This is a genomic window from Actinomadura sp. 1N219 (genome assembly GCF_044326405.1).
In the GTDB taxonomy this organism is placed as follows: Bacteria; Actinomycetota; Actinomycetes; order Streptosporangiales; family Streptosporangiaceae; genus Spirillospora.
Genome location: NZ_JBIRAY010000020.1, coordinates 35,469 through 51,910, shown reverse-complemented (window position 1 = coordinate 51,910; position 16,442 = coordinate 35,469). Strand labels below are relative to the sequence as shown.

The window sequence follows — 16,442 nt, the reverse complement described above, 5'->3', positions numbered from 1 at the left end:
CCGCCGGACGCGTCAGATGCGCCAGATCACGACGAGGGCGCAGTCGTCGTCACGGGCCGCGGCCATCGTCTCCACCAGCTCCCGCGCGCCGCTGCCGAACCCCTGCGGGACGAGCCGCTCCGCCTCGCCGAGCAGCCGGTCGATCCCGGCGTCCAGGTCGCTGCCCGGCGACTCGACCAGCCCGTCGGTGTAGAGGAGCAGCGCGTCGCCGGGACGCAGCGTCCCGTGCTCGGGGACGCATTTCAGGTCCGGGACGACGCCGAGCACCACGCCCTTGGCGGAGCTGACCTGCCAGGCGCCGCTGCCCGCGTCGAACTGCACGGCCGGCGGATGCCCCGCCGACTCGACCGTGTACTCCCCCGTCTTCAGGTCGACGACGACGTGCACGGCCGTGACGAACCCCTCGTCCCAGCGCTGGCGCTGCAGGTAGGCGTTGCACGCGGGCAGGAAACGATCAGGCTGGACCGATCCAAGAAGTCCGCCGAAGGCACCGGACAGCATCAGCGCGCGCGTTCCGGCGTCGGTGCCCTTCCCGGACACGTCGACCAGCGCCACCTCCAGCGAGTCGCCCTCGTAGGACGACACCACGAAGTCGCCGCCGAACGACGACCCGCCGGCCTGCAGCAGCACGACCTGCGTGCCCCAGCCGTCCGGCAGCACGGGCATCTCGCCCTGGCGCTGCAGCCGGTCGCGGAGCTCCAGCAGCATCGAGTCGCCGCGCAGCCCCTGCACGCCGAGCTTCTGCCGCGTCCGGGCGAGGGACAGCGCCAGCACCGCCGTGATCGACAGCGTGGCGACCATCCCGGGGCCGATCGCGGCGACGTCCTGCCAGGCGTGGTAGGCCACGACCGCCACCACGACGCCGAGCAGCGCGACCAGGCTCCGCACCTTCAGCAGCAGCCCGCCGCCGAGCACGATCAGCACCAGCGCGCCGGACGGGGCCAGCCCGCGCGAGTCGCTGGACGTGGCGAGCCCGATCGCGATCGCGAGGATCGCCAGCGCCGCGAAGACGTACCGCTCCCGGGTCAGCTTCCCCCGCCTGAGCCAGCGGTAGAACGCCACGAGCAGCGGAATCCTCCGCAGCACGTCGCGCACTCGCGGCGGTAGCAGCTGCACCAGTCGTTGAAGCATGACTCGGGCACTGTATCGAGCAATCGCCGTCGCCGGTCGGCATCCGGACCACGGGTGACCTGTTGCACCGGTCCACCTCCGTATTATCCGGGTACGCGGCTTGTGGGCGAGGAGGCGGTTCGATGGTGCAGCCGGGCATGCGGATCACGGTGGACGCGGCGATGCGGGCACGGGACGTCTCCCGTCCGAGACCGGAAGGCGACCCGCCCCCGAAGACCGCAAGGGGATCGGGAAACGGGCAGGTGAGCGACCCGGAGCCGGGTTCGGGTCCGGGTTCCGGCGGATCCGCCGAGCCCGCCAAGCGGACGAAGGCCGCCAAGAACGAGCGGCGCCGCCTCGGCAAGCGCGGCGGCGCCCGCAAGCCGCCTCCCCCGAACGGAATCTAGGCCCGCCGGACGATCAGGCCCAGCCGGTTCGTTCTACGGGAGCGGCGGGAGTTCGCCGGTCTTCTCGTAGTCGCCGAGCATCGTGATCCGGCGGGTGTGGCGCTGTTCCCCCGAGTACCGGGTTTCGATGAACAGCTCCAGGAACCGCGTCGCGGTCGCCAGATCGTGCTGCCGGGCGCCGATGCTGATGACGTTCGCGTCGTTGTGCTCGCGGGCGAGCCTGGCGGTGTCCTCGTTCCAGACCAGCGCGGCCCGCACGCCCTCGACCTTGTTGGCCGCGATCGCCTCGCCGTTGCCGGAACCGCCGATCACCACGCCCAGCGTGCCCGGCTCCGCGGCCGTCCGCTCGGCGGCCCGCAGGACGAACGGCGGGTAGTCGTCCACGGCGTCGTACTCGAACGCCCCGCAGTCCACGGCCTCGTGCCCGTTCTCCTTCAGCCAGGAGACCAGGTGCTCCTTCAGCTCGAAGCCGGCATGGTCGGTCCCAAGAAACACGCGCATGGGCCTGATTCTCGCAGGCCCCGCACGTCGTCCGCGCAGGGGTGCGCCTAGTCGTCGGTGCGGCCGCGGTCGACGATCGTCCGGTCGGCGAGGTCGAGGTCGTCGTCGTCCTCGGGCGTGTCCACGGGCGGCTCGGGCTCGGCGCCGGACTCGCCGCGGGACTCGGCCTCGGGCTCGGCCGGTTCGGGGTCGTCCGCGGCGGTCTCGGGCTCGGCCGTCCCGGCGGCGGGCGCGGCCGGGGCCGCGGGCTGCTGGGGCGGGACGGGAGGCGCGCCGAACTGCTGCGGCACGGGCGACCCCGGCTGCTGCGGCACGGGTGCCGCGCCCCACGGCGGCTGCTGCTGCGGCTGGCTCTGCGGCGGGACGTACGGAACCGCCGACGGATGCGGTTGCATCTGCTGCTGCGGCATCCCCGGCTGCATCTGCTGCGGCATCGGCGGTTGCTGCATCTGCTGCTGCGGCGGCATCCCCTGCTGGGGCATGGGCTGCTGCTGCATCGGCATTCCCGGCTGCTGCGGAGCGAAAGGCGGCCGCTGCTGGAACGGCGGCTGGCCCCCGAAGGGCTGCTGGGCTCCGGGCTGCTGGGCTCCCGTCCGCGAGCCCGAGATGACGAAGCCGCCCAAAGCGCCGAGCCCGGCGAGCCACCCGAACACGGCGCCGGCGGTCGCGCCCTGGCTGATGGAGCTGAAGATGATCCGCGACGGGGACGTGAAGTCGAGCGTCAAGTGGGCGAGGGGCCCGTACACCAGCCCGGAGATCGCCCCCGCGAGGATCGCGGCCCACCAGCCGACGATCACGGCGCCGAGCGGCCCGCGGTTCGGGTCGATGATCCGGGCTCCGCCCACCACGAGCAGCCCCAGCAGGACGAAGAACAGCAGCACGGCGAAGTCGTTGACCAGGACGAAGCTCCACTCCATCCCGGTGGCGGGGGTGAACCGCCACGCGAGGACCTGCGACAGCGACACCAGCGGTCCGATGCCCTCGTCGTACTCGAAGTCGCTCTCCCTGATGGCGTCGACGACCCACTGGTTGTCGAAGAGCAGGGCGATCACGGCGACCGGGATCACCGCGCCGGCCGCCATCATGAACATCCGCCGCATCGTCATGCCCGAAGGGTAGTGCTGATCTCCGGCCGCCGGTAGCCGTTCGTCACCCCGCGTAGGCGGCCGGGAAGCGGAACCCCGGATCGACCTGATCCTCCAGGTTCTCGCCCGTCGCCTTGTTCGCCCAGCTCCGGGCGTTCTTGACGTGGAACTCCACGGCCTGGCGCTGGAACTTGTCCCAGTCCTTGGCGCGGGAGTCCACCTCGGCGCGCATGCGGTCGAGCGCGGCGACGTTGCCGTCCTCCAGCGGGACGCCCTGCCGGCCCTGCTCCAGCGCCCGGACGGCGGCGGACTGGCCGACCCAGGTCAGCAGGTCGTCGCCGACGTGGTCGCGCAGGTACGCGACGTCCTCGTCGATCTGGACCTTGTTGCCGACGACGCGGATCGCGACGTCGTAGTTGCGGGCGTACTCGGTGTACTGGCGGTAGACGCCGACGCCCTTGCGGGTGGGCTCGGCGACCAGGAACATCAGGTCGAACCGGGTGAACAGCCCGGACGCGAACGTGTCGGCCCCGGCGGTCATGTCGACGACGACGTACTCGCCCGGGTCCTCCATGAGGTGGTTGAGGTAGAGCTCGACCGCGCCGGTCTTGGAGTGGTAGCAGGCCACGCCGAGGTCTTCGTCGTTGAACGGGCCGGTGGCGAGCAGCGTGATGCCGGCGCCGCCCGTCCCGAGGCCGACGCCCACCTCCTGCCCGGCCTCGTGGATGGGATCGTCGCCGCGGAACCGCAGCAGCCGCGAGCCCGCACCGGGCGGGGTGGTCTTCACCATCGCGGACGCCGAGGCGATCCGGGGGTTGTCGCCGCGCAGGTAGTCCTTGATCTCGGGGAGCCTGTCGCCCAGCGCGGGGATCTTGGCGGCGCGGCCCTCGTCCAGTCCGAGTGCGACGCCGAGGTGCTGGTTGATGTCGGCGTCGACGGCCACCACCGGGAGCCCGCGCCCGGCCAGGTGCCGGACGAAGAGCGCCGAGAGGGTGGTCTTGCCGCTGCCGCCCTTGCCAACGAACGCAACCTTCACGAATGCCCCATTTCGGAGATGATAACCATTACCATTACTGAGGGTCGCCCTGAGTGTGGCAAGGCGGCGCGGCGGGCGCAAGCCGAAACCCCGAACCGAAATTTCACCTCGTCGAGCGTTCGGCGCGAACGCCCACGACCTGGGCCTACGCCTGTGAAAGACCTGTCAACCCCGAGTCGCGGCGGCTGTCAGCGAAGGACCCCCGTCAGCCAGCGGAGAGCGGCCCCGGTCAGCGGAGAGCGGCGGTCAGCGGAGCGCGGCGGTCAGCGGAGCGCGGCGGCGGGGTCGAAGCCGAAGGGGAGTTCGAGGCGGTGGGTCTTGAGGAGGGCGCCGTCGGTCAGCACGTCGCGGGTCGGCGCGTCGGCGGCGATGACTCCGCCGGACAGGATCACCGACCTCGGGCACAGCTCCGCCGCGTACGGCAGGTCGTGCGTGACCATCAGGACGGTCACGTCCAGGCTCAGCAGGATCTCGGCCAGCTCGCGGCGGCTCGCCGGGTCCAGGTTGGACGACGGCTCGTCCAGCACGAGGATCTCCGGCTCCATCGCCAGGACGGTCGCGACGGCGACGCGGCGCCGCTGCCCGAACGACAGGTGCTGCGGCGGGCGGTCGGCCACGTCCAGCATGCCGACGCGGGACAGCGCGTCCCGCACCCTGCGGTCCAGGTCGGGGCCGCGCAGGCCGAGGTTGGCGGGACCGAACGCGACGTCCTCGCGGACGGTCGGCATGAACAGCTGGTCGTCGGGGTCCTGGAACACGATGCCGACGCGGCGGCGGATCTCCCGCAGCGCCTTCTTGTCCTTCGGGTCGACCGCGAGGCCGCCGACCCTGACCTCGCCGAGACCGCCGTGCAGGATCCCGTTCAGGTGCAGGACGAGCGTGGTCTTCCCGGCGCCGTTCGGCCCGAGGAGCGCGACCCGCTCCCCGCGCCCGATCGTCAGGTCGACGCCGTAGAGGGCCTGCGTGCCGTCCGGATAGGCGTAGGCGAGGCCCTTCACATCCAAGGACGCCGGGGACGGCTCTTCCGCGGTCATGGGGTCATCCAAGCAGCCAGCGTCACCAGAGCGGCCGCCAGGGGAAGCGCGGCGGCGGCCGTCCACTGCGCGGCCGTCGCGCCCACGTCGTGCACGACGGGCATGCGGCCGTCGTAGCCGCGGCTCAGCATCGCCAGGTGGACGCGCTCGCCCCGCTCGTACGAGCGCAGGAACAGCGCCCCGACCGACCTGGCGAGGACGCGCGTGGCGCGCAGGTCGCGGCCCTCGAACCCGCGGGACGCCCGCGCCACCTTCATCCGGCCCAGCTCGGCCGCGACGACGTCCCCGTACCGGAGCATGAACGTGGCGATCTGCGTGATGAGCTGCGGCATCCGCAGCCGCTCGATGCCGAGGAGCAGCAGCCGCGGCTCGGTGGTGGCGGCCAGCAGGATCGAGGCGACCACGCCGAGCGTCCCCTTGGCGAGGATGTTCCAGGCGCCCCACAGCCCGCTCTCGCTCAGCCCGACCCCGAGGACGGTGGTCTCCTCGCCCGTCGCGACGAACGGCAGGAGGAACGCGAACGCGACGAACGGGACCTCGATGACGACCCGCTTCGCGACCGTCCGGAACGGGATCCGGGCGGCCGCCGCGACGCCCGCGAGCAGCAGCGCGTACACGCCGAACGCCCAGATCCGCTCGCGCGGCGTGGCGACGACCAGCAGCACGAACGCCAGGACGGCGACGAGCTTGCACTGCGGCGGCAGCCGATGCACCGGCGAGGCGCCCGGCACATAGAGCCGCAGCGCCGCGCCGGTGGCATGACCCGCGCCCATCAGCCCTTACCAGCCGCCGCGGTCTCCTCGCGCTCCGGAGCCGGAGCGGACGGGCCGCGCCGCCGCACGCCCCAGAACAGCCCGCCCCCGACGAGCAGGACGGCGCCGACGCCGATCACGCCCGACAGACCGCTGGACAGCCGGGAGTTGTCGATGCCCTTGACGCCGTAGTCGCCGAACGGCGAGTCCTTGAGCGAGTGGTCCTTCTCCTTCGCGCTGATGCCCTTGTCCTCGGCGACCTTCTCCAGGCCGTCGGGGTTCGCGCTGGCGTAGAAGCTCACGATCCCGGCCAGGACGAGCGAGACGAGGAGGAACCCGATGAAGAACCGCTTGGTGGTCATGTCGTCCTCCTCAGGCCCGCGACGGCTCGGCCGGGCCGCCCGCGCCGCCCGCGCTTCCGGGCTGCGGCTTCGTGGTGCGCAGTTCCAGCGGCTTGATCAGGCCGCGCGCCCCGTGCACGAGGTCCGGCCGGACGGCGAGCACGCTGGACACGGTCACCGCGGTGATCAGCGCCTCGCCGATGCCGATCAGCACGTGGACGCCGATCATCGCGGTGGCGACCTTCCCGATCGACACGTCCGTCGTCCCGCCGACCGCGTAGATGAGCGTGAACGCGGCGGCCGACGCGGGCACCGAGATCACGGCGGCGGCGAACGAGGAACCGGCCACCGACGCCCTCGTCCTCGGCAGCACCCGCAGCAGCGAACGGAACGTTCCGTAGCCGACGAGGACGGTGACGAGCGCCATCACGCTGACGTTGACGCCGAGGGCGGTGAGGCCGCCGTCCGCGAACAGGAGCGCCTGCATGAGCAGGACGACCGAGACGCACAGGACGCCCGTGTACGGCCCGACGAGGATCGCCGCCAGCGCCCCGCCGAGCAGGTGCCCGCTCGTCCCGGACGCCACCGGGAAGTTGAACATCTGCGCGGCGAACACGAAGGCGGCCGTCAGCCCGGCGAGCGGCGCGGTGCGGTCGTCCAGCTCCCGCCGGGCCCCGCGCAGGGCGACCCCGACTCCGGCCACCGCCACCACGCCCGCCGCGACCGACACCGGCGCGTCGATGAACCCGTCCGGTACGTGCATGCTTCACCGCCCCTAAGCAGATTTGTGCGATAGGGCCAGTTTGAAGCCTTGACATCGCAGTTGCAAGATACTTGCAATAACCGGAACCCCGCAGGCTCAGTCGAAGATCGGCTCCCGGGTGCGGGTGCGCTTGAGCTCGAAGAAGCCGTCGGTGCTCGCGACCGCGACGACGCCGTCCCAGAGCTTGACCGCGGCCTCGCCGCGCGGGATGGGCGTGACGACGGGGCCGAAGAACGCGCTGCCCTCGACCTCGATCACCGGGGTGCCGACCTCCTGGCCGACGCGGTCGATGCCGTCCTGGTGGGACGCGCGGAGGGCCTCGTCGAAATCGGTGGACTCGGCGGCGTCCGCGAGCGCCGGGTCCAGGCCGGCCGCCGACAGCGACTCCTCGAAGAAGGCCTGGTCGAACTTCTGCCGCTCGTGGTGGCGGCGCGTGCCCATCTCGGTGTAGAGGCGTCCGAGGACCTCGCTCCCGTACTTCTGCTCGGCGGCGATGCAGACGCGCACGGGGCCCCAGGCGTCCTTGAGACCGCGCCGGTACTCCTCCGGGACGTCCTTGTCCTCGTTGAGGACGCTGAGGCTCATCACGTGCCAGCGCACCTGGATCGGGCGCTGCCTCTCCACTTCGAGGATCCAGCGCGAGGTGATCCACGCCCAAGGGCACAGAGGGTCGAACCAGAAGTCCACCGGTGTGAGAGCGTCCTTACTCAACGTCGCCTCCCAAGAGCGCGATTCAGGGGTATCTCTTTGCGACAACCCGACCCTGGACGCCCTGATTCCCGGCTGCGCAAAGCTTCGCGAGCCGTGGCGGACGGGCCGTTTCGGCGCCGGGTTGGTAGACATGGGGGCACCAAGCGATTAAGCCGACCAAGGAGTTCATGTGGCAGGCAACCTCACGCGCGACGAGGCGCGGGAACGGGCCCGGCTCCTCACCGTCGAGTCGTATGCGGTCGAGCTGGACCTGACGACGGGTGAGGAGCGGTTCGGTTCCACCACGGTGGTGCGGTTCGGGAGTGCCGAGCCCGGCGCGTCCACGTTCATCGACCTGCACGGCGCCATCGTGCGGGACGTGACGCTGAACGGGAAGGCGCTCGACCCGGCCTCCTACGACCCCGAGAAGGGGCGCGTCCCGCTGCCCGGCCTCGCCGCGGAGAACGAACTCCGTGTCGTGGCCGACTGCGCCTACTCGCGTTCGGGTGAGGGCCTGCACCGGTTCGTGGACCCGGTCGACGACAGCGTGTACCTGTACTCGCAGTTCGAGACGGCCGACGCGCACCGGATGTACACGTGCTTCGACCAGCCCGACCTGAAGGCGACCTTCGAGCTGACCGTGCGGGCGCCGGAGGAGTGGGAGGTCATCACGAACGAGTCCCCCGAGTCGGCCGGGGGCGGGACGTGGCGTTTCCTGCCGACGCCGCGGATCTCCACCTACATCACCGCGCTCATCGCCGGGCCGTACCACGTCGTCCGGGACGAGTACGGCCGCGACGACGGCACCGTGATCCCGCTGGGCGTGTACTGCCGCACGTCGCTGGCCGAGCACCTCGACGCGCCCGCGATCGTGGACGTGACCCGCCAAGGCTTCGCCTACTTCGAGAGGGTCTTCGGCCGTCCTTACCCGTTCGGCAAGTACGACCAGCTGTTCGTCCCCGAGTTCAACGCGGGCGCCATGGAGAACGCGGGCGCCGTCACGTTCCTGGAGGACTACGTCTTCCGGTCCCGGGTCACGGACGCCGCCTACGAGCGGCGCGCCGAGACGATCCTCCACGAGATGGCGCACATGTGGTTCGGCGACCTCGTCACCATGCGCTGGTGGGACGACCTGTGGCTGAACGAGTCGTTCGCCACGTACATGAGCGTCCTGTGCCAGGCCGAGGCCACCAAGTGGACGGGCTCCTGGACGACGTTCGCGAACCTGGAGAAGGCGTGGGCGTACCGGCAGGACCAGCTGCCGTCCACGCACCCGATCTCCGCCGACATCCCCGACATCCGCGCGGTGGAGGTCAACTTCGACGGGATCACGTACGCCAAGGGCGCGTCCGTCCTGAAGCAGCTCGTCGCCTATGTCGGGCTCGACAACTTCCTGGAGGGCGTCCGGCGGTACTTCGACCGGCACGCATGGGGCAACACCGTCCTGGCCGATCTGCTGGGCGCGCTGGAGGAGACGTCCGGGCGTGATCTGGCGTCGTGGTCGAAGGAGTGGCTGGAGACCGCGGGCGTCAACACGATGCGGCCCGAGTATCAGGTGGACGGCGACGGGAACTTCACGTCGTTCGCCGTCCTCCAAGAGGCGAAGCCCGACTACCCGACGCTGCGCTCGCACCGCCTCGCCATCGGCCTCTACGACAAGACCGCCGAGGGGATCGTCCGGCGGGAGCGGGTCGAGCTGGACGTGGTCGGCGCCCGGACGGAGGTGCCGCAGCTCATCGGGCAGCGGCGGCCGGACCTCGTCCTGATCAACGACGACGACCTCACCTACGCCAAGGTCCGCCTGGACGAGCACTCGCAGCGGACGCTCACAGGATCCGCGGGGGGTTCAGGGGGGTCGGCCCCCCTGAAGGAACAGGAGCACATCGGCCACGTCAAGGCGAGCCTGGCGCGGGCGCTGTGCTGGTCGGCGGCGTGGGACATGACCCGCGACGCCGAGATGGCCACCCGCGACTACGTCCGGCTCGTCGCGAAGGGCATCCGCGGCGTCACGGACATCTCGGTCACGCAGACGCTGCTGCGGCAGACGCGCATGGCCATCCAGCAGTACGCCGACCCGGCCTGGCGCAAGGAGGGGCTGGCCCTGCTGGCGGACACGCTGTCGGAGCTGGCCCGCGGCGCCGACGCCGGTTCGGACCTCCAGCTCGCCTACACGCAGGCGTTCACCGCGTCCGCCGTGTCGGACGATCACCTGGCGTTCGTCCGGGGCCTGCTGGACGGCTCCCAGGTCCTCGACGGCCTCACCGTCGACACCGACCTGCGGTGGTCGCTGCTGCGCCGGCTCGTCGTCACCGGCAAGGCGGGCAAGGCGGAGATCGACGCCGAGCACGAGCGCGACCGGACGGCCGCGGGCGAGCGGCACGCCGCCGCCTGCACGGCCGCGATCCCGTCCGCCGAGGCGAAGGCGGCCGCGTGGGAGCGGATCGTGTCCGGCGACCTGCCCAACGCCGTCTACCGGGCGACGCTGGGCGGCTTCGTGGAGCCCGACCAGGCCGAGCTGCTGCGCGCCTACGTCGACGCGTACTTCGCCGAGGTCGGACGCGTCTGGAAGGAGTGGTCCAGCGACATGTCCCAGACGTTCGCCGAGGGCGCCTATCCCTTCCTGGTGATCGAGCAGTCGACGATCGACCGCACCGAGTCGTACCTGGCCGGCGAGCGGCCGCCGCCCGCGCTGGCGCGGCTCCTGTCGGAGGGCCGGGACGGGGTCGCCCGCGCCCTGCGCGCCCGCGCCAAGGACGCCGCGTCCTCCTGAGCCGTCACGCCTTGCCCGCCGGTCTGACCAGTCGGGTCTGACCCTGTGCACGACCCCCGTGACCGTGCGACGATCGCATGGTCACGGGGAGGGGGTTCGGTGTGGAGACGGCGAAGGACGTCCTCACGGCACTGGCCCGGCGGCACGCGTTCGGGGACCTGGAGGCGCTGATCACGCAGGGCACGCTCGTCCCGGACGGCCGCGCCGGCGCCGTCGCGGCCCTGTGCGCGTTCGGGCAGCGCGTCCTCGACCTGGACGCCGAGGACTTCGGCATGCCCGAGGCGGTCGGCGAGGTCCCGCAGGACCTCCTCGACCGGGCCCGCGCCAGCCGCATGCCGCAGGAGCCGCGGGAACAGCCCCGCGGGGCGCTCGCCAGCCTCCGTCCCGCCTACCGCCTGCTGCTGGAAGTGATCGCGATCCGGTGGCACCGGCGGGACATGGCCGCGCTGGTCGCGGCCGTCCACATCGCGGGCGAGTACCTGCCCATGCTGGCCTGGGAGCCCGTCCTCGGGCACGCGGGCGACCCGGCCCTCATCGGGGCGTCGGTGGACGGCGAGGGCAGCCGGTTCGGGGTCCCGGTCGAGCCGGGTTCGGCCCGGATGTGCGACCACACGCGTCCGGAACGTTCCGCGTGCGACCGGACGCTCCGCGTGTCCAAGGAACCGCCGCCCGGCTGGCGCAACTACCTGGACCGGCAGCACAGCCAGGTCGCGTCCGCGCTCGGCGACTGCGCGGCCCGCTGCCGCACCCCGTGCACGGTCATGACCCGCCTGGACGACCTCGTCCGCGCCGACCTCACCGAACGCTGCAAGCTCGCCGCCGACTTCACCGAGGGCGCGCTCGTCAAGCTCCGGCACGCCGCGCCGGTCGGGCACGGCTTCGGCGTCCCGTCGCCGGAGGAGGTGCAGAAGGCCTGGGACCGCGCCCGCAGGTCGCTGGCGCACCAGCCGCTGGGCAAGTCGGCCCTGGCGGGCGCGGACGACGACCCCTACCCGCTGCCCGGCCTGCCCGCGCTCTTCTCCGCGATCGCGGCCGACGACCTGCGTCCGGACACGCTCCTGCACGACGTGACGAAGCGCATCACATCGACCCTCGCCTGAAGAGCCGCAGAACGCCCTCCTGAAGATCCTCCAGGAGGACGGGCTCTCCTTGGGCATCAGCGAGCGGGACGCGCCAGTTGGGGTATTCGTCGGTGGTGCCCGGCTGGTTCTGCGTCCGGCGTTCGCCCGCGGCATCGGCCAGGGAGATGCCGATGAGGCGGGCCGGGGTCAAGGTCAGGAAGTCGTGCAGGGCCGTCACGATCTCCTCGTCGTGGCCGGAGGAGCCTTCGGCCAGGGCCCGCATGACCTGCTCGGGCGGGGTGGCGAGCAGGTTCTCGGCGTGCAGCAGCGCCAGCCAGCCGTACAGGCGGCGATGGTGGTCGTCCTCCTCGTCGGCGCGGGAGCGGGTGAGAAGGCCGAGCCGGTCGCGGAGCTCGATGTGGTCGCCATGGACGAAACCGGTGATCGGCGGCATGTCGTGCGTGCCGACCGTGGCCAGGGACAGTTCGCGCCACTGCTTCGCGGGCTTGGGACGTCCGTCCGCGTCGCGCTCGAACCAGAGGAGGGACGTGCCGAGGACGCCGCGATCCGCCAGCGCGTCCCGGACCTCGGGCTCCACCGTGCCGAGGTCCTCGCCGACGACCACGCCGCCGAAACGCTCCGCCTCCCAGGTCAGGCAGGCGAGCAGCGCGTCGCGGTCATAGCGGACGTACGTGCCCTCGGCCGGGGACGCGCCCTCGGGAATCCACCAGAGGCGCGACACCTGCATCGCGTGATCGAGGCGGATGCCGCCGCCGTGCCGCAGCGCGGACGCGGCCATCTCGCGGAACGGCCGGTAGTCCTCGACGCTGGAATCGCGCCATCGCCACGGCTGGAGGCCCCAGTCCTGGCCGCGCTGGTTGAACTCGTCGGGAGGCGCGCCGACGCTGACCCCGTGCGCGAGCGCGCCGCCGAACACCCAGGCGTCCGCGCTGCCGTGCGGAGCCCCGACCGCCAGATCGTGGACGATCCCGACCGGCATCCCGGCGTCCCGGGCGGTCCGCTGCGCCGCCGCGAGCTGCCCGTCCAGCCGCCACAGCAGCCATTCGTAGAACCCGGCGCGGACGTGGTACCCCATGTCCTCCGCGACGGCTCGGCTGCCGCGATTCCGCAGGTGGGAGGGCCAGCGCCGCCAGTCGGCCGTGCCCTGCTCCGCAGCGATGGCGCACCACACGGCGAACGCCACGGCCCCGTCGCCCTCGCGCCTGCGGAAGTCGTCGAACTCCGGTTCCCGGCGGTCGCCGCGCAGCCGGTACATGGCCTCGAACACGGCCGTCTTCGCCGTCCAGACCGCGTCCCGGTCGAGCGGCCCTCCGCGTGCGCGCAGTTCGGCGCCCATGGCGGCGAAGCGCTCCCGATCCTCCGGAGGCAGGGCCGCATACTCCGGCATGTCCTCGACCCGGAGGTAGATCGGCGACGGGAAGCGGCGGCTCATCGGCGCGTACGGGGACGGCCCGACCGGCGGGACGGGCTCGTTCGCATGCAGCGGATTGACCAGCACGAACCCCGCACCCAGCTCCCGGCCGCTCCACGCCGCAAGATCAGCCAGGTCGTGCAGGTCGCCCAGCCCCCAGGACGCGCTGGACCGCACCGAGTACAGCTGCGCCGTGAACCCCCACGTCCGAGGCGGCAGCGGCAGCGACGCCGGGGCCACCAGCAGCGTCGTGTACACCGTCCGGCCTCCCTGCCGAACGCGGATCCGGCCCCGGCCCCCGTGCCCTCCTTTCGGCAGGAACGTCCCCTCGGAGAACGACTGGACGCGGAGCCGGTGCCAGCCGGACGGCACGTCCGCGAGCCCCGCCAGCGGCCGGAACCGCTCCCCGGAGGCACTGGCCGGCGGCGGCGAGAGGACCTCCGCCGCGCCGATCTCGATCTCGACCTCGAACTTTTCGCCCGGCCGCATGTGGTTCCGCAGCGCCGCGAAGATCCCCTCGGTCACACCGCCGTCCGACTGACGGACGATCAGGTTCGGCAGCCCGGAGCCCCTCCGCTCCTGGTGGCGCTCCAGCTCGTCCCGCACGGCGGCCGGGGACGACGCGTCCACGGCGAGCGCGCGCAGCACCGCGATCAAGGTGTCGCGGGAGACCTCCACCTCGCGTCCCCGCCAGTCGGCGTACCGGGTCGCCACGCCGTGCAGGCCCGCCAGCCTGGCCAGTTCGTCCTCTGCCACCCCTGCACCATGCCCCGCCGCGCCGGGGTCACGCCGTCCAGATGCCGGGCGTGCGGCCGATCCAGGGACGCGCCTCCTCAAGCTGCGCGGACAGCGAGATCAGCGTGCCCTCGCCGCCAAGTCGCCCCGCGAGCATGATCCCGATCGGCAGGCCGTCGTCGTTCCAGTGCAGCGGGACGTTCACGGCAGGCTGGCCGGAGATGTTGTACATCGCGCAGAACGGCGTGAAGCGCTTCTGCCGCTCGAAGTTCTCGGCGGGCTCCTGGTCGTGGAAGTACCCGACGGGGGCGGGCGGCTCGGCCAGCGTCGGATGCAGGATCGCGTCGAACTCGTCCATCACCGGGAACGCCGCCCGCAGCGCGCCCTGCAGCGCCGCGTGGGCCTGGAAGACCTGCGGCGCGGTCGTCGCCTCGCCGCGGGACCGGAGCCAGCGGGTCAGCGGCTGGAGCAGGTGCTCGCTGTCGCCCGCGACAGGGGTGATCGTCGCCATGACGGCCCAGAGCGTCTCGAAATGCGGGACGAGGTCCGGCCCGAACACCGGCGGCATGTCCACGACCTCGTGGCCCAGCTCTACCAGCAGCTCGGACGCCGCGTCGTAGGCGGCGACGCAGTCGGGATGCACCACGGCGCCCGGCACGGCGGGCTCCCGGCTCCGCCCGATCCGCAGCCGTCCCGGCGGGCGTCCCGCGTAGGACGCGAACGTCCCCTCGACCGGCGGCGCCGCGTACAGGTCGCCGGGCATGCGGCCCGCCATCACGTCCAGCAGGAGCGCGGCGTCACCGACGGTCCGGGCGATGGGCCCGTTGGTGGACAGCCCGAAAAGGTCAGGGATGACGGGTCCCTGCGAGATCCGGCCGCGGGTCGGCTTGATCCCGAAGAGCCCGCACGCGCTGCTCGGGATCCGGATCGAGCCGCCGCCGTCGCTGCCCTGCGCGACCGGGGCCAGCCCGGACGCGACCGCCGCGGCCGCTCCGCCGCTGGAACCGCCCGCCGACCTGGACAGATCCCAGGGCGTCCGGGCCGGTGGCCCGAGGTCGCCCTCCGTGTAGCAGGGCAGCCCGAACTCGGGCGCCGCGGTCTTGCCGAGGAGCACGGATCCCGCCCGCCGCAGCAGGGTGACGACGTTGTCGTCCGCGAACCCGGTCAGGCCCGCGTACACGCCCGACCCGATCGTGAACCGAACGCCGTCCACCATGTTGAGGTCCTTGACCGGGACGGGGACGCCGTGCAGCGGCGGGAGGTCCGCGGGGTCGGCGGCGTCCTGCACGGCCTTCTCCGCCTGGCGCGCCTCGTCGCGGGCGCGCTCCGCGGTGACCGTCACGTAGGCGCCGACCTGCTCGTTGAGCCGTTCTATGCGGGCCAGGTAGTGGTCTGCGAGTTCGACCGGGGATACTTCCCCGGTGCGGACGGCCGCTGCCATCCGGGTAGCGCTGAGGTCATGGGTTTGTGTCACAAATCGGAACGCTAGACGCCGTGTGCGCGGGCATCAAAGAGGGCAGCACATCCGCAGCGACGGAAGGAGAAGAATACCTACGTACCCATCCCACACGTCAGTGAATCACCCACGGACGGCGACAAAACTATTAACCCGGCATGACTAGTCGCCAACCCCACGGATGATTACTGTGCGCACGGAGGATCATGCCCCCGATGGGAAAGGAATACGGAGCGTCACTCATGGCGATCATGGAGCGGGGCAACACACAGGGGGCCAGGGGCCAGCCCCGGGCCCGGTCAGACGCAGCGGGGTCGAGAACAGCGGGGTCGGAAGGAACCGTGTCGGAGGAAGCGCGTGAGCACCATCACCAGTCTCCGGTGACGGAGCGTCCCGAGGAGGAGGGCACCGCCGCGGCGATGCTCGACGACCCGAAGACGCGCCGCTGGATCCAGCGCGTCGGCGTCGCCGTCGCGGCCGGCGTCGTCGTCTCGGTCCTGCTCGGCTGGCGTCTCGGCCTCACCGTCGCGGTCCTGGCGGTGATCGCGGACGTCGTCCGCCGGTCCCGCAAGGACTCCACCGTCGCCGCCTGGCAGAAGTCCTCGGCCGCGGAACGGCGCACCGAGAAGCAGCTGAGGGCCCTGCAGCGCAACGGATACCTCGTGCTCCACGCCCGGGCCGTGCCGCGCGACGACGACGGCGTCAGCGACGGGCGGATCGACCACCTGGTGATCGGTCCGAGCGGCGTCTACGCCATCGACTCCGAGAAGTGGGACAAGCGCCTTCCCGTGCGCACCATGTCCCACCTCAAGCTCTTCCACGGCCCCTTCAACAAGAAGGACCGCCTGGACGAGGCCCGCTGGGAGGCCCAGATGGCGAGCAACATCCTCGCCGAGAAGGTCGGCTTCGAGGTGCCGGTACAGCCCTCGGTGGCGATCTACGGGCCGTCCATCCCGTGGAAGGTCATGCGGGTCAGGGACGTCGACGTCTACGCGGGCAACCGGGCGCGGGCGTACCTGCGCCGCCGTCCGACGATCCTGACGGACGGCGACGTCCAGCGGATCTTCCAGGCGGCCGAGGACGCCCTCCCGCCCAAGTACCCCGACTGAGCAGATCGCGGGCGGCCCTCCTTCCCCGGGCCGCCTCGCAAACGCCCCACGGCGGGCAACGCCCCACCACAGGCCTCGATCCGGTGTACGCCCCGCACACCGGCGCGAAGGCCGGACACCGGCGCACGGAAGCCGGGACGACGCGTCCCGGCTTTCTTCA

Annotated in this window: 15 protein-coding genes; 4 read left to right on the top strand and 11 right to left on the bottom strand. The window is 72.0% G+C overall.

Annotated features, from left to right (window positions below):
• Positions 1–12 precede the first annotated feature (12 nt).
• Positions 13–1,131 carry a PP2C family protein-serine/threonine phosphatase gene (locus tag ACH35V_RS38240; RefSeq protein ID WP_395979768.1) on the bottom strand — a complete coding sequence of 373 codons (1,119 nt, stop codon included), beginning with the start codon at positions 1,129–1,131 and terminating at the stop codon, positions 13–15.
• Between the two features lie 122 nt (positions 1,132–1,253).
• Here ACH35V_RS38240 and ACH35V_RS38235 point away from each other — a divergent pair, with 122 nt between their 5' ends.
• Positions 1,254–1,517: a hypothetical protein gene (locus ACH35V_RS38235; RefSeq protein WP_395979767.1), complete on the top strand. Its 264-nt coding sequence runs from the start codon at positions 1,254–1,256 to the stop codon at positions 1,515–1,517.
• Positions 1,518–1,550: 33 nt separating this feature from the next.
• Here the strand turns inward: ACH35V_RS38235 and ACH35V_RS38230 are convergent, their stop codons facing one another.
• The 8 genes from ACH35V_RS38230 to ACH35V_RS38195 all read right to left on the bottom strand — a co-directional run bounded on the left by ACH35V_RS38230 (position 1,551) and on the right by ACH35V_RS38195 (position 7,740).
• Positions 1,551–2,018: a ribose-5-phosphate isomerase gene (locus ACH35V_RS38230; protein ID WP_395979766.1), complete on the bottom strand. Its 468-nt coding sequence runs from the start codon at positions 2,016–2,018 to the stop codon at positions 1,551–1,553.
• A gap of 47 nt (positions 2,019–2,065) precedes the next feature.
• Entirely contained in the window at positions 2,066–3,124 is a 1,059-nt protein-coding gene (locus ACH35V_RS38225; protein ID WP_395979765.1) for a hypothetical protein, read from the bottom strand.
• A gap of 43 nt (positions 3,125–3,167) precedes the next feature.
• Positions 3,168–4,139: an ATP-binding protein gene (locus ACH35V_RS38220; RefSeq protein WP_395979764.1), complete on the bottom strand. Its 972-nt coding sequence runs from the start codon at positions 4,137–4,139 to the stop codon at positions 3,168–3,170.
• A gap of 263 nt (positions 4,140–4,402) precedes the next feature.
• Positions 4,403–5,173, bottom strand: coding sequence for an energy-coupling factor ABC transporter ATP-binding protein (locus ACH35V_RS38215; RefSeq protein WP_395979763.1), 771 nt, complete (start codon positions 5,171–5,173; stop codon positions 4,403–4,405).
• Positions 5,170–5,946 carry a cobalt ECF transporter T component CbiQ gene (cbiQ, locus tag ACH35V_RS38210; protein WP_395979762.1) on the bottom strand — a complete coding sequence of 259 codons (777 nt, stop codon included), beginning with the start codon at positions 5,944–5,946 and terminating at the stop codon, positions 5,170–5,172. Before cbiQ ends, ACH35V_RS38215 begins: the two co-directional genes overlap by 4 nt.
• On the bottom strand, positions 5,946–6,287 hold the full coding sequence (locus ACH35V_RS38205; protein WP_395979761.1) for a PDGLE domain-containing protein: 342 nt from the start codon (positions 6,285–6,287) through the stop codon (positions 5,946–5,948). Before ACH35V_RS38205 ends, cbiQ begins: the two co-directional genes overlap by 1 nt.
• A gap of 10 nt (positions 6,288–6,297) precedes the next feature.
• The gene (locus ACH35V_RS38200; protein ID WP_395979760.1) at positions 6,298–7,029 is read right to left on the bottom strand and encodes an energy-coupling factor ABC transporter permease; all 732 of its coding nucleotides are present in this window, start codon (positions 7,027–7,029) and stop codon (positions 6,298–6,300) included.
• A gap of 96 nt (positions 7,030–7,125) precedes the next feature.
• Positions 7,126–7,740 carry a DsbA family protein gene (locus ACH35V_RS38195; protein ID WP_395979759.1) on the bottom strand — a complete coding sequence of 205 codons (615 nt, stop codon included), beginning with the start codon at positions 7,738–7,740 and terminating at the stop codon, positions 7,126–7,128.
• A 169-nt stretch (positions 7,741–7,909) separates the two neighbouring features.
• Between ACH35V_RS38195 and pepN the strand changes: the two genes are divergently transcribed.
• On the top strand, positions 7,910–10,489 hold the full coding sequence (gene pepN, locus ACH35V_RS38190) for an aminopeptidase N (RefSeq protein WP_395979758.1): 2,580 nt from the start codon (positions 7,910–7,912) through the stop codon (positions 10,487–10,489).
• 101 nt (positions 10,490–10,590) lie between these two features.
• Positions 10,591–11,589 carry a hypothetical protein gene (locus ACH35V_RS38185; RefSeq protein ID WP_395979757.1) on the top strand — a complete coding sequence of 333 codons (999 nt, stop codon included), beginning with the start codon at positions 10,591–10,593 and terminating at the stop codon, positions 11,587–11,589.
• On the opposite strand, the gene malQ is transcribed toward ACH35V_RS38185, so the two are convergent.
• Positions 11,570–13,738: a 4-alpha-glucanotransferase gene (gene malQ, locus ACH35V_RS38180; protein ID WP_395979756.1), complete on the bottom strand. Its 2,169-nt coding sequence runs from the start codon at positions 13,736–13,738 to the stop codon at positions 11,570–11,572. The two genes, ACH35V_RS38185 and malQ, sit on opposite strands and share 20 nt — an antisense overlap.
• A 28-nt stretch (positions 13,739–13,766) precedes the next feature.
• Complete coding sequence (locus tag ACH35V_RS38175; protein WP_395979755.1) at positions 13,767–15,191, bottom strand: amidase; 1,425 nt, start codon at positions 15,189–15,191, stop codon at positions 13,767–13,769.
• Between the two features lie 362 nt (positions 15,192–15,553).
• On the opposite strand from ACH35V_RS38175, the gene ACH35V_RS38170 reads away from it, so the two are divergent.
• Positions 15,554–16,282 (top strand): nuclease-related domain-containing protein, encoded by a 729-nt coding sequence (locus tag ACH35V_RS38170; protein WP_395979754.1) that lies wholly within the window; start codon positions 15,554–15,556, stop codon positions 16,280–16,282.
• Positions 16,283–16,442: the final 160 nt, after the last annotated feature.